Source organism: Parvibaculum sedimenti (genome assembly GCF_009184905.1).
GTDB lineage: Bacteria > Pseudomonadota > Alphaproteobacteria > Parvibaculales > Parvibaculaceae > Parvibaculum > Parvibaculum sedimenti.
Genome location: NZ_WESC01000008.1, coordinates 22041 through 47988 on the forward strand (window position 1 = coordinate 22041; position 25948 = coordinate 47988).

The 25948-nt window shown below is 62.1% G+C and carries 28 protein-coding genes; 11 read left to right on the forward strand and 17 right to left on the reverse strand.

Annotation, left to right across the window (positions count from 1 at the left end; all coding sequences use genetic code 11):
* Positions 1–58 precede the first annotated feature (58 nt).
* On the forward strand, positions 59–1009 hold the full coding sequence (locus F2P47_RS09970; RefSeq protein ID WP_152216213.1) for a TerC family protein: 951 nt from the start codon (positions 59–61) through the stop codon (positions 1007–1009).
* Between the two features lie 36 nt (positions 1010–1045).
* On the opposite strand, the gene F2P47_RS09975 is transcribed toward F2P47_RS09970, so the two are convergent.
* The gene (locus F2P47_RS09975; protein ID WP_152216214.1) at positions 1046–1786 is read right to left on the reverse strand and encodes a transglutaminase-like cysteine peptidase; all 741 of its coding nucleotides are present in this window, start codon (positions 1784–1786) and stop codon (positions 1046–1048) included.
* A gap of 253 nt (positions 1787–2039) precedes the next feature.
* Positions 2040–3566: a UbiD family decarboxylase gene (locus tag F2P47_RS09980; RefSeq protein ID WP_152216215.1), complete on the reverse strand. Its 1527-nt coding sequence runs from the start codon at positions 3564–3566 to the stop codon at positions 2040–2042.
* A 144-nt stretch (positions 3567–3710) separates the two neighbouring features.
* On the opposite strand from F2P47_RS09980, the gene F2P47_RS09985 reads away from it, so the two are divergent.
* Positions 3711–4307, forward strand: a complete 597-nt coding sequence (locus F2P47_RS09985) for a DUF6101 family protein (RefSeq protein ID WP_152216216.1) — start codon at positions 3711–3713, stop codon at positions 4305–4307.
* Between the two features lie 59 nt (positions 4308–4366).
* Here the strand turns inward: F2P47_RS09985 and F2P47_RS18130 are convergent, their stop codons facing one another.
* From F2P47_RS18130 to F2P47_RS10005, 4 genes are all read right to left on the reverse strand, one after another.
* On the reverse strand, positions 4367–4795 hold the full coding sequence (locus tag F2P47_RS18130) for a PIN domain-containing protein (protein ID WP_152216217.1): 429 nt from the start codon (positions 4793–4795) through the stop codon (positions 4367–4369).
* A 3-nt stretch (positions 4796–4798) separates the two neighbouring features.
* Positions 4799–5128 carry a hypothetical protein gene (locus F2P47_RS09995; protein ID WP_152216218.1) on the reverse strand — a complete coding sequence of 110 codons (330 nt, stop codon included), beginning with the start codon at positions 5126–5128 and terminating at the stop codon, positions 4799–4801.
* Between the two features lie 88 nt (positions 5129–5216).
* Positions 5217–5723, reverse strand: coding sequence for a DUF1993 domain-containing protein (locus tag F2P47_RS10000; RefSeq protein WP_152216219.1), 507 nt, complete (start codon positions 5721–5723; stop codon positions 5217–5219).
* A gap of 67 nt (positions 5724–5790) precedes the next feature.
* Positions 5791–6582 (reverse strand): enoyl-CoA hydratase, encoded by a 792-nt coding sequence (locus F2P47_RS10005; RefSeq protein WP_152216220.1) that lies wholly within the window; start codon positions 6580–6582, stop codon positions 5791–5793.
* A 190-nt stretch (positions 6583–6772) separates the two neighbouring features.
* Between F2P47_RS10005 and F2P47_RS10010 the strand changes: the two genes are divergently transcribed.
* Entirely contained in the window at positions 6773–7351 is a 579-nt protein-coding gene (locus F2P47_RS10010) for an HdeD family acid-resistance protein (RefSeq protein ID WP_152216221.1), read from the forward strand.
* 15 nt (positions 7352–7366) lie between these two features.
* Here the strand turns inward: F2P47_RS10010 and F2P47_RS10015 are convergent, their stop codons facing one another.
* The 5 genes from F2P47_RS10015 to F2P47_RS10035 form a co-directional block, all read right to left on the reverse strand.
* Entirely contained in the window at positions 7367–8017 is a 651-nt protein-coding gene (locus F2P47_RS10015) for a class I SAM-dependent methyltransferase (RefSeq protein WP_152216222.1), read from the reverse strand.
* The gene (locus tag F2P47_RS10020; protein WP_152216223.1) at positions 8014–8958 is read right to left on the reverse strand and encodes a bifunctional riboflavin kinase/FAD synthetase; all 945 of its coding nucleotides are present in this window, start codon (positions 8956–8958) and stop codon (positions 8014–8016) included. The genes F2P47_RS10015 and F2P47_RS10020 overlap by 4 nt, the downstream gene beginning before the upstream one ends.
* Positions 8959–9173: 215 nt before the next feature.
* Positions 9174–10052, reverse strand: coding sequence for a TIGR01459 family HAD-type hydrolase (locus F2P47_RS10025; protein WP_246176827.1), 879 nt, complete (start codon positions 10050–10052; stop codon positions 9174–9176).
* Between the two features lie 7 nt (positions 10053–10059).
* Positions 10060–10626: a 16S rRNA (guanine(966)-N(2))-methyltransferase RsmD gene (rsmD, locus tag F2P47_RS10030; protein ID WP_152216224.1), complete on the reverse strand. Its 567-nt coding sequence runs from the start codon at positions 10624–10626 to the stop codon at positions 10060–10062.
* Positions 10623–11873 carry a pseudouridine synthase gene (locus tag F2P47_RS10035; protein WP_152216225.1) on the reverse strand — a complete coding sequence of 417 codons (1251 nt, stop codon included), beginning with the start codon at positions 11871–11873 and terminating at the stop codon, positions 10623–10625. Before F2P47_RS10035 ends, rsmD begins: the two co-directional genes overlap by 4 nt.
* A gap of 79 nt (positions 11874–11952) precedes the next feature.
* Here F2P47_RS10035 and F2P47_RS10040 point away from each other — a divergent pair, with 79 nt between their 5' ends.
* From F2P47_RS10040 to F2P47_RS10050, 3 genes are all read left to right on the forward strand, one after another.
* The gene (locus tag F2P47_RS10040) at positions 11953–12420 is read left to right on the forward strand and encodes a nucleoside deaminase (protein WP_246176842.1); all 468 of its coding nucleotides are present in this window, start codon (positions 11953–11955) and stop codon (positions 12418–12420) included.
* A 138-nt stretch (positions 12421–12558) separates the two neighbouring features.
* On the forward strand, positions 12559–13797 hold the full coding sequence (locus tag F2P47_RS10045; protein WP_152216226.1) for an acyl-CoA dehydrogenase family protein: 1239 nt from the start codon (positions 12559–12561) through the stop codon (positions 13795–13797).
* 71 nt (positions 13798–13868) lie between these two features.
* Positions 13869–14519, forward strand: a complete 651-nt coding sequence (locus tag F2P47_RS10050; protein ID WP_152216227.1) for a glutathione S-transferase family protein — start codon at positions 13869–13871, stop codon at positions 14517–14519.
* A gap of 4 nt (positions 14520–14523) precedes the next feature.
* Here F2P47_RS10050 and F2P47_RS10055 read toward each other — a convergent pair whose 3' ends face one another.
* From F2P47_RS10055 to F2P47_RS10070, 4 genes are all read right to left on the reverse strand, one after another.
* The gene (locus F2P47_RS10055; RefSeq protein WP_185681055.1) at positions 14524–16467 is read right to left on the reverse strand and encodes a PAS domain S-box protein; all 1944 of its coding nucleotides are present in this window, start codon (positions 16465–16467) and stop codon (positions 14524–14526) included.
* A gap of 151 nt (positions 16468–16618) precedes the next feature.
* The gene (locus F2P47_RS10060) at positions 16619–17689 is read right to left on the reverse strand and encodes a phosphotransferase (RefSeq protein ID WP_152216229.1); all 1071 of its coding nucleotides are present in this window, start codon (positions 17687–17689) and stop codon (positions 16619–16621) included.
* Positions 17690–17808: 119 nt separating this feature from the next.
* Positions 17809–18828 (reverse strand): fatty acid desaturase family protein, encoded by a 1020-nt coding sequence (locus F2P47_RS10065; protein WP_152216230.1) that lies wholly within the window; start codon positions 18826–18828, stop codon positions 17809–17811.
* Complete coding sequence (locus tag F2P47_RS10070) at positions 18825–19496, reverse strand: TetR/AcrR family transcriptional regulator (protein ID WP_185681056.1); 672 nt, start codon at positions 19494–19496, stop codon at positions 18825–18827. The genes F2P47_RS10065 and F2P47_RS10070 overlap by 4 nt, the downstream gene beginning before the upstream one ends.
* Positions 19497–19858: 362 nt before the next feature.
* Between F2P47_RS10070 and F2P47_RS10075 the strand changes: the two genes are divergently transcribed.
* Positions 19859–21109, forward strand: coding sequence for an MFS transporter (locus F2P47_RS10075; protein WP_152216232.1), 1251 nt, complete (start codon positions 19859–19861; stop codon positions 21107–21109).
* Here the strand turns inward: F2P47_RS10075 and ubiA are convergent.
* Entirely contained in the window at positions 21106–22029 is a 924-nt protein-coding gene (gene ubiA, locus F2P47_RS10080; RefSeq protein WP_152216233.1) for a 4-hydroxybenzoate octaprenyltransferase, read from the reverse strand. The genes F2P47_RS10075 and ubiA overlap by 4 nt on opposite strands.
* A gap of 4 nt (positions 22030–22033) precedes the next feature.
* Positions 22034–22528: an NUDIX hydrolase gene (locus F2P47_RS10085; protein WP_185681057.1), complete on the reverse strand. Its 495-nt coding sequence runs from the start codon at positions 22526–22528 to the stop codon at positions 22034–22036.
* A gap of 96 nt (positions 22529–22624) precedes the next feature.
* On the opposite strand from F2P47_RS10085, the gene F2P47_RS10090 reads away from it, so the two are divergent.
* From F2P47_RS10090 to F2P47_RS10105, 4 genes are all read left to right on the forward strand, one after another.
* Positions 22625–23413 (forward strand): 16S rRNA (uracil(1498)-N(3))-methyltransferase, encoded by a 789-nt coding sequence (locus tag F2P47_RS10090; RefSeq protein WP_152216235.1) that lies wholly within the window; start codon positions 22625–22627, stop codon positions 23411–23413.
* Positions 23414–23588: 175 nt separating this feature from the next.
* A complete protein-coding gene (locus tag F2P47_RS10095) occupies positions 23589–24959 on the forward strand; it encodes a glutamate--cysteine ligase (protein WP_152216236.1) in 1371 nt (456 codons plus the stop codon).
* A 148-nt stretch (positions 24960–25107) separates the two neighbouring features.
* Positions 25108–25344 (forward strand): hypothetical protein, encoded by a 237-nt coding sequence (locus F2P47_RS10100; RefSeq protein ID WP_152216237.1) that lies wholly within the window; start codon positions 25108–25110, stop codon positions 25342–25344.
* A 217-nt stretch (positions 25345–25561) separates the two neighbouring features.
* Entirely contained in the window at positions 25562–25945 is a 384-nt protein-coding gene (locus F2P47_RS10105; protein ID WP_152216238.1) for a VOC family protein, read from the forward strand.
* The last annotated feature ends 3 nt before the right edge of the window (positions 25946–25948 follow it).

Sequence of the window (25948 nt, forward strand, 5' to 3'; positions counted from 1 at the left end):
GCGATGTCGGACCTGATCTGACATGCGCTGCCGCGGCGCGTTGAGAACCGGGATTTTCATGGAACTCTTCGGCACCCCCATCTGGGCCTGGGGCGCCTTCGCTGCAATCGTTGCCGGACTTCTCGCCTTCGATCTCGGCGTTCTTCACAAGGAAGACCGGGAAATCGGCGTCCGCGAGAGCCTCTGGCTATCGGCGGGCTATATTGCCGTCGCCTGTCTGTTCGGCACGGGTGTCTGGTATATCCTTGGCGCGGAGCATGGGCTCGATTTCTTCACTGGCTTCTTTGTCGAGAAATCTCTTTCTCTCGACAATGTCTTCGTCATTTCGCTGATCTTCAGCGCCTTCGCCATTCCACGCCTCTATCAGCATCGTGTGCTCTTCTGGGGCATTCTCGGCGTGATCGTGCTGCGCGGCGCAATGATCGGTGTCGGCGCGGCGCTGATCGCCGAGTTTCACTGGGTGCTCTATTTCTTCGGGGCCTTCCTCGTCGTCACCGGCATCCGCATGGCCTTTGCCGAGGAGCATGACCGGCCGATCGACCAGCAGCCGCTGGTCAAGTTCCTCCGGCGCCATATCCGCATCACGGACAAGCTCCACGGGCATGATTTCTGGGTCTGGGCGAACCATGACAAGAGCGGCCGCGTGGTGCGCCACGGAACACCGCTTCTCCTCGCGCTGGTCCTGATCGAGTTCACGGACCTCGTCTTCGCAGTTGATAGCGTGCCCGCCGTCTTCGCGATCACGCAGGATCCCTTCGTCGTCTATACGAGCAATATCTTCGCGATCCTTGGCCTGCGCGCGCTTTACTTCGCGCTTGCCGCCATCATTCACCGCTTCGCCTATCTTAAATATGCTCTGGCTGCGGTGCTCGTCTTCATCGGCGGCAAGATTTTCTATGCCGAGTTCGTCGCGAAGGTACCGGCCGCTCTCTCGCTCGGCGTCACCTTCGGGTTACTTGCGGCCGGCGTTCTGGTTTCGCTTGCGAAGACAAGGGCGACTTCTGCCTGATCCACGTTCGCCTGAGCTACGTCGCGCGGGTGGAAATCAGGGGGCGGAAACGGCGCCCGTGTCTGCATTCTGTTGTGGCTGCGCGATATTGCGCGCGGCAAGTATGAAGGGCGGCGTTTCGCCGAGTGCAGGCAGCGTGTCGTTACCTGCGGTCCGGAAAGTACCGCGGTTGAGATTGACCCAGATATAGGACCGCTCGCGCGACTGGCGCTTCTTCCAGATATAGGGCGCCTCGTTCCATGCGACGATTTCCCTATTCAGGTTATCGAGCACATATTCGCCCCGATCGGTTTCGACGATGACGACCGTATGGAGGCCGCGGTTCCATTGCTCGACCGTCGCGAGGAGAACGGCGCTTGCGGGCCAGCCGCGCTCGATCAGCATCTTGCGCTTCAGCAGCGCGAGGTCTTCGCAGTCGCCGCCGCGCTCGTTCGGATAGGTCCAGTATTCGCTGCGCTGGTAATTGTCTTCATCGGCGATCTGAGGCAGGCGGTTGACATAATCGTTCACCGCGTCGAGCTCCGACCACCGCCCGGGCGTGAGTACAGGCGTGGCGGGCGTGTCGGTGCCGATCTCGCAGTCCTTTTCGCTGCGCAGACAAAAGTCGATGAAACCGAAAGGTGGTACCACCTGCTGCCCCACCGGCATGTAGGAGGCGAGCACGACACTGCGTCCAGAATCCCGATGAGCCTCACCGTTTACGCCACTGCAACCCGTCAGCATCGAAGCGAGAAACAGCCCGCTCACAATGCGCTTCCACCACATGCCACTCGTCAATCTCAAGCACTCCAGAACTCACACGGCAAATTTTGCCAGCGACTACATACGCGAAAAATAATGGAGGAGATTAGCGAGCGTCGAATTCACCATACGAATCTGTCAAAATTGACGAGGAAATTTTGTCGCAGTCCCGCGATGAAACAGGGTTTGTGTGAGTGAAATAAAAAAACGAATATTCCCCACAAGGAATAAATGACGAGACGGAGCGGCGCGTCTAATCAAGAGACGCGCCGCGGCGGCTTCTCAGGGGCTATTTCCAGATCGGCTTGCCCGTGCCCGGAAGTCCGAGCGAGCTCCATTTGCGGGTCACTTCGTCGATGACGTTCTGATCCATGCGGATCTGGGTGCCCCATTCGCGTTTCGTCTCGGGCGGCCATTTGTTGGTGGCGTCGAGGCCGATCTTGCCGCCGAGGCCTGACTCGGGCGAGGCGAAGTCGAGATAATCGATGGGTGTGCCTTCAATGAGTGTCACGTCGCGCACGGGGTCCATGCGCGTGGAAATCGCCCACATCACGTCTTTCCAGTCGCGCGCGTCGATGTCGTCGTCCACGACGATGAGCCATTTCGTGTACATGAACTGGCGCAGATAGGACCAGGCGCCCATCATCACGCGCTTGGCGTGGCCCGGATAGGCCTTCTTCATCGAGATGACGGCGATGCGATAGGAGCAGCCTTCCGGCGGCAGCCAGAAATCGACGATTTCGGGGAATTGCTGCTGGAGAAGCGGAATGAAGACTTCGTTGAGCGCTTCGCCGAGCACGGACGGTTCATCCGGCGGCCTTCCGGTGAAGGTCGAGAGATAGATCGGCTTCTGCCGCATGGTGATCGCGGAGATGGTGAAGACCGGGAACTTCTCGACCGAGTTGTAATAGCCCGTGTGGTCGCCATAGGGACCTTCATCGGCATATTCGTCGAGCGAGACATGCCCCTCGAGCACGATCTCGGCCTCGGCGGGAACCTTCAGCGGTACGGTCTTGCAATCGACAAGCTCGACCTTCTGCCCACGGAGAAGCCCCGCGAACTGATATTCCGAAAGTGTATCGGGAACAGGCGTGACGGCGGCGAGGATCGTTCCCGGATCGGCGCCGATGACGGCGGCGACGGGAAGCGGCTCCGATTTCTCGTCCTTCCAGCGGCGATGATGCTGCGCGCCGCCGCGATGAGCGAGCCAGCGCATGATGGTCTTGTTCTTGCCGAGCACCTGCATGCGATAGATGCCGAGATTGTAGTCGTCCTCGCGCTTGGTGCCGGGGCCCTTGGTCACGACGAGTGGCCAGGTGATGAGCGGCGCGGGCTCGCCCGGCCAGCAGGTCTGGATGGGCAGTGCGTTCAGGTCGATGTCGTCGCCCTTCAGCACCACTTCCTGACAAGGCGCGGAAGAAAGCGTCTTCGGCTTCATCGCCATGACGGTTTTCAGAAGTGGCAGCATGGAGAAGGCCTCGCGGAAGCCACCCGGCGGTTCCGGCTGACGAAGGAAGGCGAGGAGCTCGCCCACCTCGCGCAGGTCCTTCGCCGTTCGCCGCTCTACGCCGTCCATGGTCACGGCAAGCGCCACGCGCTCCACGGTGCCGAAGAGGTTGATGAGCACCGGCATGGGCGAGGGGCTTCCATCGGCCTTGGTCGTATTCTCGAAAAGGACGGCCGGTCCCTTTTCGGCGAGGAGCCGCGTCTGGATCTCCGTCATTTCGAGCACGGTCGAGACGGGTGCCTTCACACGGGCGAAATCGCCTGTCTGGTCGAGCCGGTCGAGAAAGTCGCGGAGGGAGGAATAGGACATGGGGATTCCGGAATAGGCGCTTCTGTTGGCGGGGAGAATGCCGGAAAGACGGGTTCAAGCCAAATCGGGGCAGACCGAAGCCCCGTTAAGAGAATGCCAACCTTGGGGGCCTAGCTTCAATTCGAAACAAATTGGAGCCAATTCATGGGCCGGGCAACCATTGCTCCGCTGACGCGCAAACGCTGGGCTGGCGGCGAGATCGACGCTGATCCCTTCGCGCTGCCGCAGCGAGTGACCATCCCCGCGCCGGACCTCGTGCCGCGGCTTTTTGGCTTCATCCGCTATGCCGATATCCGGAACGATGTGGTGAAGGCGACCGACTCGTCGCCCATTCTCGGTCTTTTCGATTGGACCGAGCCTTTGTCCGCCTATCGCGGCGTGGCGCTGCGCGTGGCGCATCGCAAGGCGTCGGGCGCGAAGCCCGTCATTCTTGTCGAGATAGTGCATGAAACGAACGAGAAGCATTCGGTGGTACTCCACGCCTCTTTCGACGGCGCGGATGTCGCCGCGCGCTGGCGGAGCTGGGCGCGGGTGCTGCGCCTGCCTCTTCTACTCGAAGATCGCGGCGGCGAATTGCAGGAGGCCGAACGACGTCTCGGCTCCCTGCGCATCGACGTGCCGCAGCCCCATGCCGGGGCCAATCCGCTTTCCACGCGCCGCCCGATGACCTTCGGCCATACGGGCCGCCCGCGGCTTTTCCAGCAGCGGCTTTCAACGGGTACACGGCCGCTGGCCTATTGAGGCGTGGTGTTTCTCATCAGAGAAAAATTTCTAGAGTCCATCTGAGTGTTGTGCCGATATCACTTCAAAATTTCAATGCTTCTATTTCTGCAGATATCGGAGAAGTCACGTTCATTGTAAGTGGCTAGATAGCGGATTTTCATATCAGGTTCGTCGAGTAGTATGCGGATAAGGCAATCGACAAGGCTAAGTGGCCTGTTCTTGCGCAAGGATGACTCAAGCGAGAGAGCAAGTGCCTCATCCCTATAAGGAGTATCTTCTACAAGTATGATATTTGGAGACTTTAGCTGTTTCTCGAATCCTTCGAGAGCGAGGCGATTCTTGACAAATCTTGACCTAAGCGTTTCGTAAGTAACTGGCCAAGGGACTATAATGTGAAATCGCGCTATTCGATCTGCCAACCGGTCGACCGCTTCTCGCTCTTGAGGTCGATCACGTTGGTCAAAAATGGCGTACCAAACGCCTGTGTCAACGAGAATTGCATTCATGGGCTAAATCTCATCATCGACTGTCTCCGAGTCTCTGGAGGAGTAACCCGTCCATGGTGGGGTACGTCTCCCCCCGAAAATGAAATTTCCCTTCATTTTCTTGGTCGACGGCTCGCGATAAATGACATAGAGGCGGGTGCGCTTGTCAGTGGTAATGGTTCTTCCGAGTTCCTCTTTGAGCATCTTTACCAATGAGCCTTGGTACTCATAAGCCAAAACCGCTACTGAATCGCCGCACTCCTTAGCGTCGTGGGAGTCGAGCCAAGCATAGAGGCTCTCATAGTCTCCTCGCACGCCAAGATCGTACGATATCCAGATCGTTCTCTTGTTCATTCGTGTTTTCTCCATCAAGTGTATTGGCTATTTGATGGTGGTTTTCATTATATATCCGTAGGTTGATATACTTAAGATTTTATCTGCCTCAGATCGAGCCGATGAAATCGCGCTTGCCGATCTGGACGCCTGCATGGCGCAGGATGTCGTAGGCGGTGGTGGCATGGAAATAGAAGTTCGGCAGGAAGAAGTGGAAGAAATACTGGCTGCCCTTGAGCTTCAGCTCGTTGCCGCCGATCTTCAGCACGACTTCGCGATCCTCTGAGCCGACGATCTGATCCGGCGTCACGCTCTTCACGAAATCGGCGGTCTTGGCGATGCGGGCCTTCAGCTCGTCGAAGGTCTTTTCCGTGTCTGCATAGGAAGGGATGTCGATTCCGGCGAGGCGGGCGGCGCAGCCCTTGGCCTGATCGGTCATGATCTGGATCTGGCCCGACAGCGGGATCATGTCCGGCGCGAGGCGGTATCCGACGAGGATGGCCGGGTCGATCTTGCGCTCCTCGCAATGCGCCGCCGCCTTGTCGAGCACGGCGGAAATGCTCCCGAACATCTGGAGCATGAGCGGGATCGATGCCTGATGCATGTTGAGCTTCATGGGGTTTCCTCTGTCCTGTTTTGATTATTGGCAGCGGAGGCTCATGTCGGGTGCGCTTTGCCCCGTATCAAGAGACTTTCGAAAAATCAGGCGCGCGCTTTTCGAAAAAGGCGCTGATCGCTTCCTTGACTTCCGCCGAGCGGAGCTGGGCGGCGAAATGGGCGCCCTCCTTCTTCTGCTGCGCGAGCACGGCGGCGCGGTCGTCGCCCTTGAGGAGCGCCTTGGTGAGTTTCACGGCGGTGGGCGCCTTGGCAGCAAGCGTCTCGGCGCGAGCGAGGGCTTCCGCCTGTAACTCCGCATCGGGGAAAACGTCGGCGATGATGCCGATCGCTTCGGCCTTGGCCGCGCCGATCTTCTTGCCGGTGAGGAAAAGGTCGGCGGCCTTCTGCAATCCGACGAGGCGCGGCAGCAGCAGCGTCGAGCCCGCTTCGGGGATAAGGCCGAGATTGACGAAAGGCATCTGAAGGGTCGCGCTCTCGCCCGCATAGGCGAGGTCGCAATGTAGGAGCATCGTCACGCCGACGCCGACTGCGAGCCCGTTCACGGCCGCAATCAGCGGCTTCTCGGCCTTGGCGAGATTTTCGAGGAAGCGAGTGACGTTCGACTGGAGGCCACCATTGCCGCTATTCGCCGGAGCGTTGCCTGCGGCGGCAAAGTCGGCGAGATCGTTGCCCGCCGTGAAAGCATCGCCATTGGCACGGAAGAGGACGACACGGATCGCCGGGTCACGCTCGGCCTGTTCGATGCCGTCGGCCAGGGCCTTGTACATCGCGTCGGTCAGCGCGTTCTTCTTTTCGGGACGGTTGAGCGTCAGCGTCAGAACGCCCTTGTCGACGGCGGTGATCACATGGTCGGTCATGGCGGCTGCTCCCTCGAATGAATGACGGCGTGAACCCTGCCGCAGACCGGGCGCTGTCGCAAAGCTCAAATCTGCACAAGGGGCAGGCGAAATTGTTTCCTGCGTGTCGTGCAGCGGCGCATCAGGAGACTTTCGGTAAATCAACTTCACGCGGTGTATAGTTTCGGGAGCCGCAAATCAGGAGGACGACATGAGCGATCGCAGGGGTGACCAGGGGGCAGCCAATCTCATCCACCGTTTTCGGACGGGTTACATGGTTGCGGGCGGCATTCTGATCGCGGGCGGCGTCCTCGCCATCCTCTTCCCCTATTTCGGAACGCTGGCGACGACCATTTTCGTCGGCTGGGTTCTCATCATGTCGGGCGTGGTCGAAATCCTTCATGCCCTCAGCGTGCGCGGCGCGCCGACCATCGTGCTCAACATGCTTGCCGGGCTTCTCAGTCTCGGCGTCGGCACCCTCATCCTGACGGACCCAATGTCCGGGGTCTTCAGCCTGACGCTGCTGCTCGGGGGCTTCCTTGCCGCCGATGGCGTCATCCGCATTCTTTCGGCTGCGCAGATGGGCGGTGTACCGGGACAGGGCTGGGTTATTGTGAACGGCGTTTCAAGTCTTGCGCTGGCAGGTGCCCTGCTCTGGTTCCTGCCGACGGCTTCGCTTTACGCGCTAGGCATCCTTTTGGGGGTCGATCTCATCGTGGCGGGCAGCACGCTCTTTTTCCTCGGCAAGGTGGCCAAGGTTTTCGAGGATCTGGTCAGTGGAAAAGAGTGAACATGAGTTCACAGATCAGACGACGCGCCAGACACTCGTATTGCGGACATCTGTGTCCTCGAGTTCCCGAGTGGTCTTGACGGCGTAGGAGATAAGTTTCTCCAGCCCGGATTTCGGCAGATAGGTGCGGCCGGGATCGCCGATCAGGGCCGTGGCGCCACCATCGACCAAGGAATGAACCCACTTCTCAATTCGTTCCGCCAATGGGCGCTCATAGCACATGTCGCCGATCAGGATGACGTCCCAGCCCTGATTGGGCGAACCGACAATGTCCTCGGTCGTGACGTCGAGTGAAACGCCGTTCACTTCGGCGTTCAGGCGGATCGACGCGGCGGCGAAGATGTCGATATCGGCGGCAAGAACTGAAACGGCGTTCGCCTTCATCGCGGCAATGCCGATCATCCCCGACCCTGAGCCGAAATCCAGAACGCGCTTGCCGCGCACGACTTCCGGATGGTCGAGGATATAACGCGACAGCGCCTGACCGCCTGCCCAGGCAAAGGCCCAGAAGGGCGGGGGCAGGCCCGACTTCTCGAGTTCCTCTTCCGTCATCTGCCAGATGGGCACGATCTCGCTGGCGAGGTGAAGCTTCACCTCCGGCACCAGTGGCGGCTCATGAAGCGCCGTATTGGCGCGGATGAAGGCGGCGGGGTCTTGCGATGTCATGCGGGCGTCGTGGCGAGGATTTCGCGCGCCCTGGCGCTGTCCTTTGCGATCTGCTCCTTCAGCGCATCGAGGCCTGAGAATTTCTGCTCGGGGCGCAGGAAGCCTATGAAGGAGACGGCGGCGTGGTTGCCGTATATATCGCCCGCGAAATCGAAGATATGAACTTCGAGCAGCACGTCTTCCTTGTCGAAGGTCGGGCGGCGGCCGAGATTGGCGACGCCGTCATAGACGCCCTTGTGGGGTCCGTCCTCGAATTCGATGCGGACCGCATAAACGCCGAAGGCGGGCTGCACATAATCTTCGAGCGCGAGATTGGCGGTCGGAAAGCCGATGGTGCGGCCGCGCTGGTCGCCGCTGCGCACATGGGTTTCGATCGTCCACCAGTGACCGAGCAGCCGCGCCGCGCCTTTCGGATCGCCCTTGCCGAGCAGATCGCGGATGCGCGTCGAGGAAATGGTTTCTCCGTCGAGCGTGGCTTCCGGAACGATGGAAACGCCGAAGCCTTCCATCTCGCCCATATAGGAAAGCACGCTGGCGTCGCCCGCGCGGGCCTTGCCGAAGCGGAAGTCGTAACCGGCCACGACATGCGCGGTGCGCAGCCCGTTCACCAGCACATCCATGACGAATTCCGGCGCGAGCTTTTTCGACATGTCGGCGTCGAAGGGCAGGGCGGCGAGAACATCGACGCCGAGGGATTCGAGGAGCCGAGCCTTGGCGCGGAAGGGCGTCAGGCGGAAGAAGGGTTCATTGGGAAAGAAGAACTGCTTGGGATGAGGCTCGAAAACCAGCACGCCGAGCGGCACGCCCAGTTCCCGCGCCACGCGCGCCGCCTCGCCGATGACGCGCTGATGGCCGAGATGCACGCCATCGAAATTGCCGAGCGCGAAAACGCCGCCCTGAAGCGGCGCCGGCACAGCGGCATATTGGCGGATGATCTGCATCAGGCCGCAAAGCTCCGCAGCGCGGGGAGAGGGTTCCCCATACGCCTGTTCAGAACTTCAATGCTGCAGCCGATGTCGACAGTCATCGCGGACTCGCTTGGGCTCAGTGTTTGCGGCGCGCACTCTATCGCGTGCAGGTGCGAAATCACAAGCGATGAACGTGAATTCAGGTCAATATCTCGTGCAATAGATGCACTGGCCAACGGGGCGCGCCTTTACCAGATCAGGCGGGGCATGGCCGCTACAGGCTGAACATCGGCCCCGGCGCAGACCTTCGCCACCAGTTCCGCCTGTGGGTGCTCGGGATCGGGCCCGCAGGCCGTAGCGGCAATGCCGCCCGTGATGAAGAGCCCGTCGATTCCCTGACCCTTCGCGCCCTTCATGTCGGTCGGGAGCCCGTCGCCCACGGCGAGAATATGGGTGTCGGGGATGGGGCGCCCGGAAATTTCCATCAGCCGGTGCCGCGCGATGCCATAGACCGGGCCATGCGGCTTGCCGAAATAGGTGGCCGCGCCGCCGAGCTCTTCATAGAGCCGCGCCAGTGCGCCCGCGCAATAGATGTGGCGGGGTCCGCGCTCCACCACGATGTCTGGATTGGCGCAGACGAGCGGAAGGCCGCGCGCGACGAGGCGGGTGAACTGCTCGCGATAATCCTCCGGCCCTTCGACCTCGTCGTTGAAGGGGCCGGTGACGAGGATGAAGCCCGCATGATCTTCGTCGACGAGCGAGACGTTCGTCCCGTCGAAAAGCGGCAGGTCGCGTTCCGGGCCGATGTGATAGCAGGCGCGGCCGAATGTGTGGCTGGTCAGAAATTCGCGCGTCGCATCGCCCGAGGTGAGAATGCCGTCATACGCCGTAGACGGAATACCCATACGCTGGAGCATGGCGGGGAGTTCGGTCGACGGGCGCGGTGCGTTCGACAGAAGCAGCACATGCCCGCCCTTGGCGCGAAATTTTTCAAGCGCCTCGGCGACACCCGGATAGGCCTCGCGGCCATTATGCAGCACGCCCCAGACATCGCAGAGCAGCGCGTCGTAGCGATCGGCGATGGCGGAGAAGCCGGGAATGAGGGGCACGGATTTATCGGCTGTCACGCTCGTCTCACGCCTGTTTCAGAAACACGATTTCGGTGATGCCGTATTTGCGGCGGTCCAGTTCCTCGAAGCCTTCGGGTGCTGCAAAGCGCGAGCTTGCGGCTTCCTCGACGACACAGAGCGCATCGGGTTCGAGCCAGCCGCCATCGCGCGCGGAGACGAGAGCAAGTTCGGCCAGGCCCTTGCCGTAGGGCGGATCGACGAAGAGCAGCGAGAAGGCGGGGCCGACGCTGCCGGGCCTGGGGCCGAGCGTGGTCGCGTCGCGCTTGTAGATCTTCGCATGGCCGGTGAGGCCGAGCGCTTCCATGTTCTCGCGGATCGCGCCCCGCGCATCGGCGTCTTCTTCCACAAAGAGCGAGAAGACGGCGCCGCGTGAAATCGCTTCGAGGCCGAGCGCGCCGGTTCCGGCGAAAAGGTCGAGCACGCGCGCGCCTTCGAGGTCGAAGCCGTCGAAATCGGCATGGGCCAGAATGTTGAACAGCGCCTCGCGGATGCGGTCGCTGGTGGGGCGCACATTGTGGCCGGGCGGCGCCGTGATGGCGCGGCCCTTATGGGTTCCGCCGACTATTCTCATCTCTTGCCATTCGGTTTGCCGCGAGAGGGCCTGCCGCCACCGGACGGCTTTCCTGCTCCGGGCTTGCCCGCGAAGGGTTTACCGCCTGTCGGCTTTCCGACGAAAGCCTTGCCGCCCGCGGGCTTGCCGCCAGCCTTGCGCAGATCGGCGCGCGTCTTCTGCTTGGGGCCGCCGGGCTTTCCGCCCTCCGCTCGCTTGGGTGTGTAGAAACTGTCTGTGCTGGGACCGCGCTCGCGCTCCTGCCTTCTGCCGCCCGCGCGGTCCGGCTTGCTGCCGAAAGCCCGGTCCTGCTTTTTGTCGCGCGCGACCTGCAACCTGGCGGGCTTGGCGCCTGCCAGGGCGCCGGGCTTTTTCGCGGGCGCTTTGCCTGCGGGCTTTCTGGTGGGGCTGAACGTCACATCTTCGGCGAGGTCGATCTTCGCCTTGAAGGCTTCGCCATGCGCGCCGAGCTGATCCATCAGCACACGGTTCGGCACCTGCTTGACCTCGCCCTCCAGCAGATCGCCGATCTGGAAGGGACCGAAGGAAAGACGGATCAGCCGGTTGACGGTGAGGCCGAGCGCGCCGAGAACACGCTTCACTTCACGGTTCTTGCCTTCCTTGAGGCCGACAGTGAGCCAGACATTCGAGCCCTGCACCTTGTCGAGCGAGGCTTCGACGGGCCCGTAGCGCACGCCTTCGACTTCGATGCCGTCCTTCAGCTTGTCGAGATCGGCCTCCGTGATGTCGCCCCAGGCGCGCACGCGGTAGCGGCGCGTCCAGCCGGTGGCGGGCAATTCGAGCAGGCGCGCGAGTTCACCGTCATTGGTAAGAAGGAGAAGCCCTTCGGTATTGATGTCGAGGCGGCCGACCGAGACGACGCGCGGCATGTCCGGCGGCAGATGCTCGAAAACGGTCGGGCGGCCTTCCGGGTCCTTCGCGGTGGTCACGAGGCCGGCGGGCTTGTGATAGCGCCAGAGCCGCGTCGGCTCGAATTGGGGCAGGGCCTCGCCATCGACCGTTACGCGGTCGCGGGGGGTCACGTTGAAGGCTGGCGACGACAACACCTTGCCGTTGACGGAGACCTTGCCCTCTTCGATCAGGCGTTCAGCGTCGCGGCGCGAGCAGATGCCGGCACGGGCGATGACCTTGGCAATGCGCTCGCCCTCCCGGGCCTCGCCGGAGGCGGGGGCGGCTTTGCGTTTCTGGTCGGGTCTGGCCGGACGGGGACCGGTCTGGCCGGGTTTGGCGGTTCTGGGGGCGTTCATGGCCCTTCTTTATCAGGCGCGCGCGCGGGCCGAAAGCCACGTCTTGACGAGGTTCGGCCTCGCGGGCACGGTCCGGGTCATGACCGAAGCGCCGAAAGCCGCCCCGACCTTCATGGATCTCGCCTTTGCCGAGGCCGAGGCTGCCGCCCTGCGGGGCGAGGTGCCCATCGGCGCGGTGATCGTCGATCGCTCGGGCACTGTCATCGCCGCGGCGGGCAACCGCACGCTCGAACTCAAGGACCCGACCGCTCATGCGGAGATGCTGGCGATCCGGGAGGCTTGCGCGAAGTTTGGGTCAGAGCGTCTGACCAGTTGCGATATCCACGTAACGCTCGAACCGTGCCCCATGTGCGCAACGGCGATTTCCTTTGCGCGGTTGAGGAGAGTCTACTTCGCCGCGTCCGATGAGAAGGGCGGCGGCATCGAGCATGGGCCGCGTATTTTCGCGCAACCCACCTGCCATCATCGCCCCGATGTCTATGGCGGCATCGGCGAGCGGCGCGCCGCCGAGATGCTTCGCAATTTTTTTGCAGTGCGGCGAAACTGAAGAGACTGCATCTTTCGGTCGCGGCGCGATTTGACTCGTGATTTGCGGAGATCAACCCGCTACAGTCCCTCCCATTCGCTATTGGAGCGGGGAGGCTGCGAAGCACCCTCGTTCAAACCAAACTACGAGGGAGACGATATGGACTTCGAATATTCCGACAAAACAAAGGAACTGATGGCTCGCCTGAACCGGTTCATGGACGAGCACATCTATCCGAACGAAAAGACCTATGACGCGCAGATGGCCGCGTTCCGCGCGCAGGGCAATCCTTGGCAGGTGCCGCAGATCCTCGAAGATCTGAAGCCGAAGGCGAAGGCCGAGGGCCTCTGGAACCTGTTCCTGCCCGAGTCCGAACTCGGCGGCGGCCTGACCAACATGGAATATGCGCCGCTCTGCGAGATCATGGGCCGCGTCGGCTGGGCTTCGGAAGTATTCAACTGCTCCGCGCCCGATACCGGCAATATGGAAGTGCTGGAGCGCTACGGCTCCGAGCGTCACAAGAAGGAATATCTTGTACCGCTGCTCGCCGGCGAGATGCGTTCGGCCTATCTCATGACCGAGCCGGATGTCGCTTCGTCGGATGCCACCAATGTCTCGACGCGTATCGAGCGTGACGGAAACGAATATGTCATCAACGGCCGCAAGTGGTGGTCGTCGGGCGTCGGCGATCCGCGCTGCAAGATCGCGGTCGTCATGGGCAAGACGGATCCGAAGGCGGACACCTATCGTCAGCAGTCGCAGATCCTCGTGCCGCTCGACGCGCCGGGCGTGAAGGTTGTGCGCATGCTGCCGGTGTTCGGCTATGACGACGCGCCGCATGGCCATGCCGAGGTCATTCTCGAGAACGTCCGCGTGCCTGCCGAGAACCTGCTTCTCGGTGAAGGCCGCGGTTTCGAGATCAGTCAGGGCCGCCTTGGACCTGGCCGCATTCATCACTGCATGCGCACCATCGGCGTTGCCGAACGCGCCCTGGAACTCATGGTGAAGCGTCTGCTCACGCGCGAAGCCTTCGGCAAGAAGATTGCCGAGCATTCCGTGTGGGAAGAGCGCGTGGCCCGCGCCCGTATCGACATCGAAATGGCGCGCCTGCTCACGCTGAAGGCCGCCTACATGATGGACACGGTGGGCAACAAGGTTGCCCGTGCCGAGATTGCGATGATCAAGGTTGCGGCGCCGAATGTCGCGCTCAAGATCATCGACGACGCGATCCAGGCGCATGGCGGCGGCGGTGTGACCACCGATTTCGGTCTCGCCAAGATGTATTCGGGTATGCGTACCCTGCGTCTGGCGGACGGTCCGGATGAAGTCCACGCCCGCACCATCGCCAAGCTCGAGTTCAAGAAATACTCGAACAAGGTACGCGCCGCTGCCGAGTAAGGCAGGCATAAAGAAACTGAACGGCCGGTCCAGACAAAGGATCGGCCGTTTTGGTGCCGAGGGAAGTTTCCATGAGCATGAAACTCTACAACGCCCAGCTGTCGCCCTTTTCGGCGCGTGTCCGCCTTGCCATTTACGCGAAGGGACTCGACGTCGAGATCGTCGAGGGATTCAGCACCCCGGAACTTGAAGCCGAGGTTGAAGCACTCAATCCGATGCACAAGGTGCCGACGCTGGTTTTCGACGGCAAGGCGTTGCCCGAGTCGGAAGTGATCTGCGAATTTCTCGAGGATCTGGGGCGCGGGCCTTCGCTCCGGCCCGCGGACCCGCTCGAAGCCGCTCAGGTGAGGCTCCTCGCGCGCATCGGTGACCTCTATGTCATGGAGCCGATGAACCACCTCTTCGGTCAGGTGAACCCCAAGGGACGCGATCAGGCGCTGGTCGATCGGGAGCTGACGGAACTCCGCAAGGGTATAGGCTGGCTTTCCTTCTATCTCGACGGCTCGCCCTACGCAGTCGGCGGCAAGCTTTCGCTCGCGGATTGCACACTGGCGCCGATGCTCTTCCTCTATGTCGAGGTCGGGCCGATGTTCGGCATTGCTGACGTCTTCCAGAATGCGCCGACGCTCAGAAGTTATTACGAGGGGTTGAAGCAAGACCCTCATGTCACGCGCGTCCTCGTCGAGCTCGAAACGGCGCTGCGCAAGGCGATGGGCCGTTGACGCTCTACTGAGCGGCCGCCATCACGGGCATCAACGGCAGGTCGACACTGACGCTCGTTCCGTGGCCGAGATCGCTTTCGATGCGGATCGAGCCGCCATGAAGCTCCGCCAGAGAGCGGACCAGCGCGAGGCCCAGCCCCGTCCCCTGTTTGGATAGATCGGCGTCGAGCGAGACCTGCTCGAAGGGCCGCGCGAGACGCGGAAGATCTTCCTTCGCAATGCCACGCCCCGTATCGGTGACATTGAAGCGGACGCCGCCCTCGATCGCTGCGACGCTTGCCTGAACGCGCCCGCCTGCGGGCGTAAACTTGATGGCATTCGACAGAAGATTGAGCAGTATCTGCTTCAGCGCGCGCGTGTCGGCGATGAGCGGTATGGCGGCGATATTTTCAGGCATGCAGACTTCGAGCGCGAGGTCTCCTTCCTCGGCGCGCGGGCGGACGAGGCTGACGGCGGAAGTCATCACCGTTTCGACGTCGGTGCGCTCGTAATGGAGATCATATTTTCCCGCCTCGATCTTCGACATGTCCAGAATGTCGCTGATGAGATCGAGCAGAAGTGCGCCGCTTTCATTGATGAGATGCGCATATTCGAGATAGCGCGCATGGCCGAGCTTGCCGAACATTTCGAGCTTCAGCATTTCCGAGAAGCCGATGATGGCGTTGAGTGGCGTGCGAAGCTCATGGCTCATATTGGCGAGAAAGCGCGACTTGGTGCGGCTCGCGGCTTCCGCCCGTTCCCGCGCTTCCAGCAGTTCGAATTCCTGCAGCTTGCGCTCGGTCATGTCGCGCGTGGTGCCGATCAGCTCGGTGATCCTGCCGGTGCCCGGGTCGCGTACCGGGCGCATGGCCGTTTCCACCCAGACGTAATGGCCGACCTTGTGCCGGAAGCGATATTCGACGCGGGTCGTGCCGTCGCGTTCGAGGAGGTGCTGCCTGTATTCGATGACACGGTTGCGATCTTCGGGATGTATGTGCGGCAGGACATCGTCAATCAGCGCCATCTCTTCGGGCGAGTAGCCGAGAACGCCTTCGACCGAGGGCGATATGAAGACGAGCTTTCCGTCCGGCCGGAGGTGGTGAATGATGTCCGAGGCGCGCTCCGCGAGGAGGCGATATTTGGCTTCGCTCTGGCGCAATGCCTCTTCGGCCCTGATCTCTTCGGTTACGTCTTCCGCAAGACCCACCAGCGCGCCCACTTCTCCCTGCGCATCGAGTTCGCCATAGGCCTGGGTCTTGATGTGCCGGTAGCTGCCGTCGCCAGCGAGGAAGCGCGTGACCGAAGTAACCCGATCCTTCGTCTCGAAAGCGTCGAGGAATTTCGACAGGAGTTCGTCGCGGTCATCTGCGTGGATGAGGTCCAGATACCAGTCGCCGCCGACGGGCATTTCCGCGAGAGGCCGGTCGAGAATCTTCGCGACACCCGCCGACCATGTCGGCGCCATCGCGCCTTTCGCCCAGCGCCAATGGCCGAAGCGGGCGAGACGCTCGGCTTCGTGAAGCTGCTGTGCGAGCCGCCACGCTTCCGTGACGTCGCGCGACACGCAAAGGACCGCGCCGACATTCGGATCGCCGAGCAGGTTCTTTGCCCGCGCTTCCATCCAGCGCCAGCTTCCATCGATATGGGGAAGGCGGAATGTCTCCATCGACACCCAGTCGGGCGAGCGGGTGCAAGCGTCGAGCCGCTCGCGAACCCGTTCGCGGTCGTCCTGATGAACGGCGTCGACGACGGGTGTGCCGACCATGAGGTGGGCATCGACCCCGAGAACTTCATGAACTGCGGGGCTGTTGTAGATGATACGGCCATCGGCATCGAGAAGTGTCAGGATGTCGCCGGCATTTTCGACGAGGGCGCGGAAGAAATTCTCGCTGGCGCATGGCGTCCGGGCGTCGCCGCGCAATGCGGGCGACAGATCTTCCTCCGGCTGCACATTCTTGCGACGAGCCATCTTCCTACCCCGAAGTCCGGCCTTGGCGGCCATCCGGTCGGTGGAAACACTTCCTGTGCGCCACGCCGGACTGGGAGGAGATTAAATGTAGAGCTTTAATATATGTTGAAGCGTAGGGGTTTACGCTTCGCTAACCATGCGCGCTTCGGCACTAGTCCTTACGCTGAAGAATCTCCCAGGCGTTATCCGCGAGATTGCGGCAGGCATCGCCAAGGGTCATCGCGCGTTCCGAACTCGCATTGCCATCAAGCCCGCGCTTGTAGACGCCCTGGCTGATGGAAGCGAGGCGGAACATCGAGAAGGCGAGGTAGAAGTTCCAGTCTTCAATGCCATCGCGGCCTGCATGGCGGCAATATTCGGCGGCGAATTCCTTGTCCGTCGGAATGCCGGGTGTCGCCGTCCGGTCAATCGGGCCGACGCCACCCGCGACGCCGAGCAGGTCATACATGCAATTATAGGCGACATCCGCGAGCGGGTGGCCGATGGTGCAAAGCTCCCAGTCGAGCACCGCGATCATGCGCGGCTCGGTGGCGTGGAACATGGTGTTGCCGAGGCGGTAATCGCCATGGGCGATCGTCACCGACTGCTCGTCAGGAATATGCGCTGGCAGATATTTGATCAGCTCTTCCATCGACGGGATATCGGTCGTCTGTGCGCCACGATACTGCTTGATCCAGCGGCCGATCTGACGCTCGAAATAATTGCCGGGCTTGCCGAAGTCGGCGAGGCCGATCTTCTCGTAATCGACCTTGTGAAGCCGCGCGAGATTCTCGGCGAGGTTCGAATAGATCGCGCGGCGCTCTGCTTCGCTCGATCCGGGCATGGTCGAGTCGCGGAAGACGCGGCCGTCGAGATATTCCATGACGTAGAACGAGGTGCCAATGACGCTGTCGTCCTCGCAGAGCGCATACATGCGCGGCACAGGCACGTCGGTGTCGGCAAGCGCCTTCATGACGCGATATTCGCGATCGATCTGGTGGGCGCTGGCAAGCAGCACGCCCGGCGGCTTCTTGCGCATCACATAGCGCTTAAGCCCTCGCGGCCCTTCCTCCGTCAGCAGGAATGTCGGGTTCGACTGACCGCCTGAAAACTGGCGCACGTCGAGCGTGCCGCTGAAGCCTTCCACTGCGTCGCGGCAATAGGCTTCAAGCCGCTTCACATCGAAACGATGCGCTTCGCGAACTTCGCCGATCTCGCCATCCTGCTGAGCCGCTTCGGCCATGGCCGTCTCTCCCTTGCGAATTTCTTGTTGGGAGAGATTTAGCAGGTCGGGGCGAGGAAAAACAATGTTGGGGAGGCGGCCCCCCGGCGCAATGCCGGGGTGACGCGACGGAATGGGCGTCAGGCTGTCTCGTCCGTCGGCGTGAAACCTTCGCCCATCGTGCCTTCGACGCGCTGCCTGCGCGCATTGTGGACCAGCGTGCCAGGCTTGTCCTCGTCCTCGGGCCGCGAGGTCGCCATGCGCAGCACTTCGGCGTAGCTCTCCTTTGTCTCGATGCGCGGGCCGAAGCCGTTGGCGATCAGGAAGGCGCGGGTCTTGGGCAGATTGTAGCAGGGCACCCACATCAGTAGATGGTGCTCGACGTGATAATTGACCCAGTAGGGCGCGATGAGGGCGCGCATGACGAGGCCGGCCTTGGTGGTGCGGGCGTTGCGGAAATCGTCGTTGCCGTCCGGCACCATCGCATGCTCCGCAATATTGCGGATACGCGTGATCGCCTGCTGCCAGGTCAGGAAGGGGAGCAGCCAGAGAGCGAAATAGAGGTACCAATGGCCGCTCGCAGCCAGGATCGCGAAGATGACAAGCTGGCAGATGGTGGCGCGGCCAAGCTTCGACCAGTAGTTGCGCAGGCGCCGTTCGAGCGGCCATTCGGGACGCCCGAGCGCGTTCAGGATTTGCGCCTTGCGCTGCTGGTAACCCGTCTGGCCGGTGAGGTCGCGGATCATCTTGCGGCGGAAGCTGGACTTCGTGATCGGGAAGGGCGCAGAGAGGACGAGGTCCGGGTCGTCGGCCTGCTGTGTATGGGCGTGGTGCTTCAGGTGATAGCGGCGATAGGCGCCGGTCTCGGCCATCATCGGATAGGCGCAGAGCCATTGGCTCAGGAACATGTTGAGCTTCTGGTTGTGGCAGAGAACGCCGTGCGCGCCGTCATGCATCAGGATCGCGAGGCCGAGCTGGCGCGCGCCGATCAGCGCCACGGCGACGAGGAATGTCACCGGATTGGGTAACCAGACGAAAAGCGCCATGGAGCCGAAAATCACACCCCAGGCATGGACGACGCACCAGAGGCCGCGCCAGTCGGAGCGGGTGCGGACGATGGAAAGCTGGGCGGGCGTCAGGAGTTCGCTGGCACTTATCATGCTCTGATCCTCGGTTCGCCAGTTCTGGCGTCTGGGGCTTTCACTTTAATGCGGGGCTGGAGCAGGCCGACGCCTGCGAGGCAGAAGGTCATGATCTCGTCGACGACCTTGTCGCCCTTTTCGTCGAGTTCATGGGATTCAGGCGCGAGCGGGCCGATCAGTGCTGTCGGTATCGCGCCCGCGATGCAGGCCGCCGTGACCTTCACGTCGCGCGCCGGGAAATCGCCCGCGGCGATGCCCTCTTCGAGGAGCCCTGCGAATATCTCGCCATGGGTGCGGCGGAAGCGGGCGCGTTCCTCGGCGAGGCCGACATCGACGGGCTCGGCGAGCAGCGCAAAGGCAAGCCTGCGGCCACGTACGGCGCGGGAGGCGAAGGTGCGTAATACGGATTCAAGTCTTTTGGCGGCAGTCCCCGGTCCTTGCGCGATGCCGGCCAGCACATTCATCTCGCGGGCCGAAACCTCGCGGAAAACCTGGCGGCAAAGCTCTTCCTTGGAGGGGAAATAGCGATAGAGCGTTCCTGTGGCGACGCCCGCCTTGCGCGCCACTTCCGTCATCTGGGCGGCAGCGAATCCGCCCTCAGCGACAAGCTCGCGAGCCGCATTCAGAATATGCCGTCGCGTATCGGCGAGCCGGGCGGCAACGGTATCTGTGCGTCTATAGGCCAAAGCGTGAACCTCCATTCGAATGGAGAGAATGAACTATGATTCAGGTTTGGGGTCAAGGCCCCACGTGAACGCCTTCACAAGAATCTCGTGAGCGCCATTTCGAGGCGAGCCCGCGCCTATGACTGAATTTATATTCATTTCTATCTACATAATTGGGGCGAGCGGTGTCGAACTTCATCTGGATGGGTGGGGCGGCTTATATATATGAACTATAATTCATTTTTTGCGCCAAAGGCTTTGCTTTTCCGCCAAGCGAAGGGCCGCGACAGGACGCGAATCCTGGGCCATAAAGCGCATCGCGGGGCGAGGGGGCCCGCCGGGCCGCGCCGTGGCTGCGGGGGTTCCAGTTTCGAGCGACATCCATGGACACGACCTCCACTCCTCATGTTTCCCTCAAAAGCGTCCTTGGGGTGCGGGATTTCCGCTTCTTCCTCGCGGGGCGGTTTCTCGGAACGCTGGGCTCGCAGATCCAGTCCGTCGCGGTCGGTTGGCAGATCTATGACCTCACCCATAGCGCGATGGCGCTCGGCTTTGTCGGACTCGCGCAATTCCTGCCCATGGTGCTGCTGATCCTGCCGGCGGGCGATGTCGCCGACCGGATCGATCGGCGGATCATCGTGGCTGTGAGCTATGGGCTTCAGGCGCTCGCCATCGCGTTGCTCATCGCGTTGACGCACATGGAGTCGACCAATGTCTGGCCCTTCTATCTCGTGCTGGTGCTGACGGGCATTTCGCGCGCCTTCGCGGGGCCTGCGCTGCGCTCCTTCGTGCCGCTGCTTGTTTCGAAGGAACAGATGCCGCGCGCAATCGCGCTGAGTTCATCGTCCTTTCAGGTTGCGGTCATCGGCGGTCCGGCGTTGGGCGGTATCATCTATATCTGGGGACCGACGGCTGCCTATGGCGCCTGCCTTCTCTTCTTCGTCGCGGTTGCTGTCGCCTTCGTCGCGCTGCGGACGCAGCACCAGCAGCAGCCCGTCGATCCCACCATGGGGGCCTTTGCCCGCGCCATGGCGGGTATCGCCTATATCAGGACGCAGCCCATCGTGCTCGGCGCGATCTCGCTTGATCTCTTCGCGGTGCTGCTCGGCGGCGCGACTGCGCTTCTGCCGATCTATGCGAAGGATATTCTGCATGTGGGACCGGAAGGTCTCGGCCTCATGCGTTCGGCGCCCGCCATCGGCGCTGTCATCGTCAATTTCCTGCTGATCTGGCGGCCGCTCCATCGGCATACGGGGCTTGCGATGTTTGCCTGCGTCGCGTTGTTCGGCGTGGCGACCATCGTCTTCGGGCTCTCCGAGACCTTTATGCTGTCGCTTGCGGCGCTTTTCGTCATGGGCGGCGCGGACATGGTGAGCGTCTTCGTGCGTTCGACGCTGATCCCGCTGGCGACACCGCCGGAAAAGCTCGGCCGCGTCAGCGCCGTCGATCTCATCTTCATCAGCGCGTCCAATGAATTCGGTGAGTTCGAAAGCGGCATGGTCGCAGGCTGGATCGGCGCGGTGCCCGCAGTTGTCGTCGGCGGGCTTGGCACCATCGGCGTCGTTGCGCTCTGGATGTGGCTCTTCCCCGATCTCAGAAAGATCGACCGGCTGACCGACGTGAAGCCCGGCTAGGTGAAAAGCCGGGCGAGCGCGATCGCCGCGAAGACAATAAATCCGAAATCGCGATTGGACCGGAAGAGCTTGAGGCAGCGGCCTGAGTCGTCGATATCGAGCGAGCGGATCTGCCAGATGAGATGCGCCACGGCGAGCGCAATGCCGACGTAATAGATCGGCCCCAACCGCGCTGAAATGCCGACCGCGACGAGCGTGATCGCCATGACGCCGTAGAACATCCACATCCAGCGATGCGTCGCCGCGCCGAAGCGTAGCGCGGTGGATTTCACGCCGATCAGCGCGTCGTCATCCTTGTCCTGATGCGCATAGATCGTGTCATAGCCGATGGTCCATGCGATGGAGCCGAGATAGAGCAGCACAGGCGCCAGCGCGAGACGGTCTGTCGCCGCGGCATAGCCCATCAACGCACCCCAGTTGAAGGCGAGACCGAGCACGAATTGCGGCCAGTAGGTGATGCGCTTCATGAAAGGATAGGCAGCGACGATGGCGAGCGAGGAGACGCCAAGCAGGATCGCAAGCGGCGACAGCGCCAGTAGCACCGCGAGGCCGACGAGGCATTGCAGGACGAGAAAGGCCCATGCCTGTTTCACGCTCACCGCGCCGCTGGGGATCGGGCGTGAGCGCGTGCGCTCGACCCGGCCGTCGAAATCGCGGTCCACAATGTCGTTGAAGGTGCAGCCCGCGCCGCGCATGACGACGGCGCCGATGACGAAAAGGATGAGCAGGCGGAAATCCGGCAGCCCGTCGGCGGCCAGCGCAATAGACCACCAGCAGGGAAGCAGCAGCAGCCATGTGCCGATCGGCCGGTCGAGCCGCGCGAGGCGCGCATAGGGGCGCAGCGGCGCTGGCGCCCAGCGGTCGACCCAGTTTTGCGCGGGTGCGTCGGCGACGCGGGTTTCGCTGGCGGATGTGGACATGAACTCAAAGCCCGATAGTGATCGTGTCGGCAGGATAGTCGCCCTTGAGAAGGGGCGGCAGATGTTCCTTGAGGCAGAGCGGATAGAAAATCTCGTCGCTCGCCATCAGCTCATCCATATCCCACCATTTCATGTCTTTTATCACGGCGCGTTCGAGTTCGGTCCAGTTCTCGCTGCGCAAGGCGGTTTCTTCGGTCCGGGCGAGGAAATAGGTCTCTTCGAAAAGCCGCTTCTCGCCTTTGACGGTGAGGACACATTCGCGATACCAGACCGGCGGTCCGAGGCGGACCTTGGTGTGTCCGGTCTCCTCGCCGATTTCGCGCAGAGCCGCCGTGGGGAGGTCCTCGCCGTCTTCTACGCCGCCGCCGATGGTGAACCAGTAGGATGTGTCAGAGATGCGGCCTTCGTGGTCCCCGACATCCGGATCATGCGCGCGCATGAGGAGAAGCCGATCCTCGGCGTCGAAGAACAGAATTCGCACGGTGGGTCTGGTTTGCATGGGACGAATTTTTGTTTCCGATTGTCTTGTGATTACCATAGCTCTAATCGTCATGGCCCGGTCAAGCCGGGCCATGACGGAGAGGGTGACAGCACAATGCGCAACGACGAAGACGACGACAGCCCCGCGCATTGCGGCACCGGCAAGACGCGGCTCTATGTCGATGCGCCGATGGCGGCGGGCGGCGATGTCCAGCTCGACAAGGACCAGTCGCATTATCTCGTCAATGTACTGCGCATGGGGCAGGGCGAGCACGTTCTCATCTTCAACGGGCACGACGGCGAGTGGGCGGCGGAGATTGCCGAAGCCTCGAAGAAGGCCGCGCTTCTCCGCGTGATCGAGCGGACGCGGGCGCATCAGCCGCTTCCCGACATCTGGCTTCTCTTCGCGCCGGTGAAACGCGCGCGGCTCGACTTCATCGCCCAGAAGGCGACCGAAATGGGCGCCGCGATGATCCAGCCCGTCATCACGCGGCGCACCATCGTGTCGCGCGTCAAGGATCAGCGCTTGCAGGCGAACGTCGTCGAGGCGGCCGAGCAATGCGGGTTGGTGGCGCTGCCGGAGGTGCGCGAGGCGGAGAAGCTCGACGCGCTGCTCGATCGCTGGAGCGAGCGCGAAGGCCCAAGGCGCATTCTTTTCTGCGATGAGGCCGCCGAGCCCGGCGGCTCGAAAGTGGCGCTCGAACGTCTCGCGGCGGAAGGCGGCAAGGGCAAGCCTTACGCGCTGCTGATCGGCCCCGAAGGCGGCTTCGATGCGGAAGAACGGGCCCGGCTCCACGCCCGCAAGGACACAGTCGCGATTTCGCTGGGGCCTCGCATCCTGCGGGCCGATACCGCGGCCATCGCGGCGCTTGCCGCCGTCCAGATGATTCTGGGGGACTGGTAGCGGGCGGACGCCTTTTGCGTAGCGTTCGCAAGTTCACGGAGGCAATTCTTTAGCGCTTGTCAGGTCGCGGCGGCGCTCCTACATGTTGGCGACGTCAAAAAAGGGCCGGGGACCGGGCAGGGGCGATGCGGCCTCGCGATCAACGACACGGCCTGTCCAACCCAGGGGGCTCTTCATGAGCGTACTCGTCGCAGGGCCCGAGCCCATCACGAGCCGGGACGATCTCGTCGCCGCGCTCGAACGTGGCTCCAAGCCGAAGGCCGAATGGCGTATCGGCACGGAGCATGAGAAGTTTCCGTTCTATCTCTCCGATCATTCGCCCGTTCCTTATGAGGGCCCGAATGGCATCCACGCCATGCTGGAAGGCCTGCAACGCTTCGGCTGGCTCCCCGTGCGCGAGGGTGAGACGCTGATCGGCCTCGAAAGCCCGAAGGGCGGCGGCAATATTTCACTGGAACCCGGCGGACAATTCGAGCTTTCGGGCGCGCCGCTCGAAACTCTGCACCAGACCTGCGCGGAGCTGCATGACCACCTCGCCCAGGTGCGCGAAGTCGGCGGCGAACTCGGCCTCGGTTTCCTCGGCCTCGGCTTCACGCCGAGCTGGCGGCGAGATCAGATCCCGGTCATGCCCAAGGGCCGCTACAAGATCATGACCGAGTACATGAAGAAGGTCGGGACCATGGGTCTCGACATGATGTACCGCTCCTGCACCGTGCAGGTGAACCTCGATTTTGCCTCCGAAGCGGACATGGTGAAGAAACTGCGCGTCGCCGTCGCGCTCCAGCCCATTGCCACGGCGATCTTCGCCAATTCTCCGTTCACGGAAGGAAAGCCGAACGGCTATCTCTCCTACCGCTCGCATGTCTGGACCGATACGGACCGGGCGCGCACGGGCATGATCCCCTTCATCTTCGAGGACGGTTTCGGCTTCGAGCGTTATGTCGACTACGCGCTCGACGTGCCGATGTATTTCGTCCACCGGGAGCAAGGCTATATCGACGTGACGGGCCAGTCCTTCCGCGACTTCATGGAAGGAAAGCTCAAAGGTGCGGAAGGCGAGACGCCGACGCGGGGCGACTGGATCAACCACCTCACGACCATTTTCCCGGAAGCGCGGCTGAAGAATTACATCGAGATGCGCGGCGCAGACGGCGGGCCCTGGGCGCGGATCTGCGCGCTGCCGGCCTTCTGGGTCGGGCTCACCTACGACCAGTCGTCGCTCGACGCGGCCTGGGATCTCGTCAAGGACTGGACGGCGCAAGAACGGCAACAGCTCCGCGACGACGTTCCGCGTCTTGGGTTCAAGACGCCTTTCCGCAATGGCACGCTGCTCGACATCGCGCGCCGCGCGGTCGAGATTTCGCGGGCGGGCCTCAAGGCGCGAGCGAAGGGCGATGGCGCGGGCTCGGAAAACGAGACCGTGTTCCTTTCCACCGTCGAGGACATTGTCGGCAAGGGCAAGTCGCCCGCCGATGAAATGCTCGAGGCTTTCCATGGCCGTTGGGGTGGCAGCGTCGATCCGGTGTATACGGAATACGCGTTCTAGCCGCTCTTTCCGGCTGTCATGCGCGACCGTCTCTGAATTCAAGGAGACTGGCCAGCCACGTCTTGCCTTTTGCTCTCAATGCGAACAGCGGCCGGTTTACCTTTTGTTTGCAATTGAGGTCGATCCTTCTCCCATCAGGGAGACAGAGATGGTCAGCATCTTCATCACTGCGTTGGGTTTGAGCTTCTTCCTCGTCCGTCTGGCCAAGGGAAGCTGGGTCCGCAATCCTGCCTATCTCGCGCTCGCGATCTTTGGCAGCATGGCGGGACTGCTCATCCTCATGCGGGTGTCTCCGGGCGCCGAGGACAGCATGATCTACGGCAATCTGGCAGCCTTTGCAGGGGCCGCGAGCGCGATCATGGCCTACGATCTGACGATCGGGTAGCCGTTCGGGCGATATGCCGGGGACATGCCCGAGGCTTGGCACCGCGGTTGGACAGGCAGCATCGATCCAGTATGCGCTCCAGTCTTTTGGCTTTTCTTATTCGTCATGCCCGGGCTTGACCCGGGTATCCACGTCTTCTCTGATCAGAAACGGTAAGAAAGACATGGATGGCCCGATCAAGTCGGGCCATGACGGAATGGGAAAAGGGAGGGCATCCATGTTCAGTCATGTGACCATCGGATCGAACGATCCGGGAGAGCTCGAAGCCTTCTACGACGCGGTGCTGGCGACGCTCGGCATCCATCCCTTCTTCAAGATTGAGGGTACGCTGAGCTACGGCACGGCGGCCGGCCCGAAGGTCTTTATCCTGAAGCCGTTCAACGGCCAGCCTCATCAGCCGGGCAATGGTGGTCATGTCGCCTTCCTCGCGCCGAGCCGCGGGGCGGTGGATGCGTTCCACGCCAAGGCGCTCGAACTCGGCGGCACCAGCGAAGGCGCGCCGGGGCTGCGCCCGCATTACCATCCGAATTATTACGGTGCCTATGCGCGTGATCCCGACGGTAACAAGATCCAGGCGGTCTGCCATAGTAAGAACGGATAAGCC

Bases quoted from the DNA above. Each gene is read 5' to 3' on its own strand.
- F2P47_RS09970 (WP_152216213.1), top strand. From the start codon at position 59: ATGGAACTCTTCGGCACCCCCATCTGGGCCTGGGGCGCCTTCGCTGCA.
- F2P47_RS09980 (WP_152216215.1), bottom strand. From the start codon at position 3,566: ATGTCCTATTCCTCCCTCCGCGACTTTCTCGACCGGCTCGACCAGACA.
- F2P47_RS09985 (WP_152216216.1), top strand. From the start codon at position 3,711: ATGGGCCGGGCAACCATTGCTCCGCTGACGCGCAAACGCTGGGCTGGC.
- F2P47_RS18130 (WP_152216217.1), bottom strand. From the start codon at position 4,795: ATGAATGCAATTCTCGTTGACACAGGCGTTTGGTACGCCATTTTTGAC.
- F2P47_RS09995 (WP_152216218.1), bottom strand. From the start codon at position 5,128: ATGAACAAGAGAACGATCTGGATATCGTACGATCTTGGCGTGCGAGGA.
- F2P47_RS10000 (WP_152216219.1), bottom strand. From the start codon at position 5,723: ATGAAGCTCAACATGCATCAGGCATCGATCCCGCTCATGCTCCAGATG.
- F2P47_RS10005 (WP_152216220.1), bottom strand. From the start codon at position 6,582: ATGACCGACCATGTGATCACCGCCGTCGACAAGGGCGTTCTGACGCTG.
- F2P47_RS10010 (WP_152216221.1), top strand. From the start codon at position 6,773: ATGAGCGATCGCAGGGGTGACCAGGGGGCAGCCAATCTCATCCACCGT.
- F2P47_RS10015 (WP_152216222.1), bottom strand. From the start codon at position 8,017: ATGACATCGCAAGACCCCGCCGCCTTCATCCGCGCCAATACGGCGCTT.
- F2P47_RS10020 (WP_152216223.1), bottom strand. From the start codon at position 8,958: ATGCAGATCATCCGCCAATATGCCGCTGTGCCGGCGCCGCTTCAGGGC.
- rsmD (WP_152216224.1), bottom strand. From the start codon at position 10,626: ATGAGAATAGTCGGCGGAACCCATAAGGGCCGCGCCATCACGGCGCCG.
- F2P47_RS10035 (WP_152216225.1), bottom strand. From the start codon at position 11,873: ATGAACGCCCCCAGAACCGCCAAACCCGGCCAGACCGGTCCCCGTCCG.
- F2P47_RS10040 (WP_246176842.1), top strand. From the start codon at position 11,953: ATGACCGAAGCGCCGAAAGCCGCCCCGACCTTCATGGATCTCGCCTTT.
- F2P47_RS10045 (WP_152216226.1), top strand. From the start codon at position 12,559: ATGGACTTCGAATATTCCGACAAAACAAAGGAACTGATGGCTCGCCTG.
- F2P47_RS10050 (WP_152216227.1), top strand. From the start codon at position 13,869: ATGAGCATGAAACTCTACAACGCCCAGCTGTCGCCCTTTTCGGCGCGT.
- F2P47_RS10055 (WP_185681055.1), bottom strand. From the start codon at position 16,467: ATGGCTCGTCGCAAGAATGTGCAGCCGGAGGAAGATCTGTCGCCCGCA.
- F2P47_RS10060 (WP_152216229.1), bottom strand. From the start codon at position 17,689: ATGGCCGAAGCGGCTCAGCAGGATGGCGAGATCGGCGAAGTTCGCGAA.
- F2P47_RS10065 (WP_152216230.1), bottom strand. From the start codon at position 18,828: ATGATAAGTGCCAGCGAACTCCTGACGCCCGCCCAGCTTTCCATCGTC.
- F2P47_RS10075 (WP_152216232.1), top strand. From the start codon at position 19,859: ATGGACACGACCTCCACTCCTCATGTTTCCCTCAAAAGCGTCCTTGGG.
- ubiA (WP_152216233.1), bottom strand. From the start codon at position 22,029: ATGTCCACATCCGCCAGCGAAACCCGCGTCGCCGACGCACCCGCGCAA.
- F2P47_RS10085 (WP_185681057.1), bottom strand. From the start codon at position 22,528: ATGCAAACCAGACCCACCGTGCGAATTCTGTTCTTCGACGCCGAGGAT.
- F2P47_RS10090 (WP_152216235.1), top strand. From the start codon at position 22,625: ATGCGCAACGACGAAGACGACGACAGCCCCGCGCATTGCGGCACCGGC.
- F2P47_RS10095 (WP_152216236.1), top strand. From the start codon at position 23,589: ATGAGCGTACTCGTCGCAGGGCCCGAGCCCATCACGAGCCGGGACGAT.
- F2P47_RS10100 (WP_152216237.1), top strand. From the start codon at position 25,108: ATGGTCAGCATCTTCATCACTGCGTTGGGTTTGAGCTTCTTCCTCGTC.
- F2P47_RS10105 (WP_152216238.1), top strand. From the start codon at position 25,562: ATGTTCAGTCATGTGACCATCGGATCGAACGATCCGGGAGAGCTCGAA.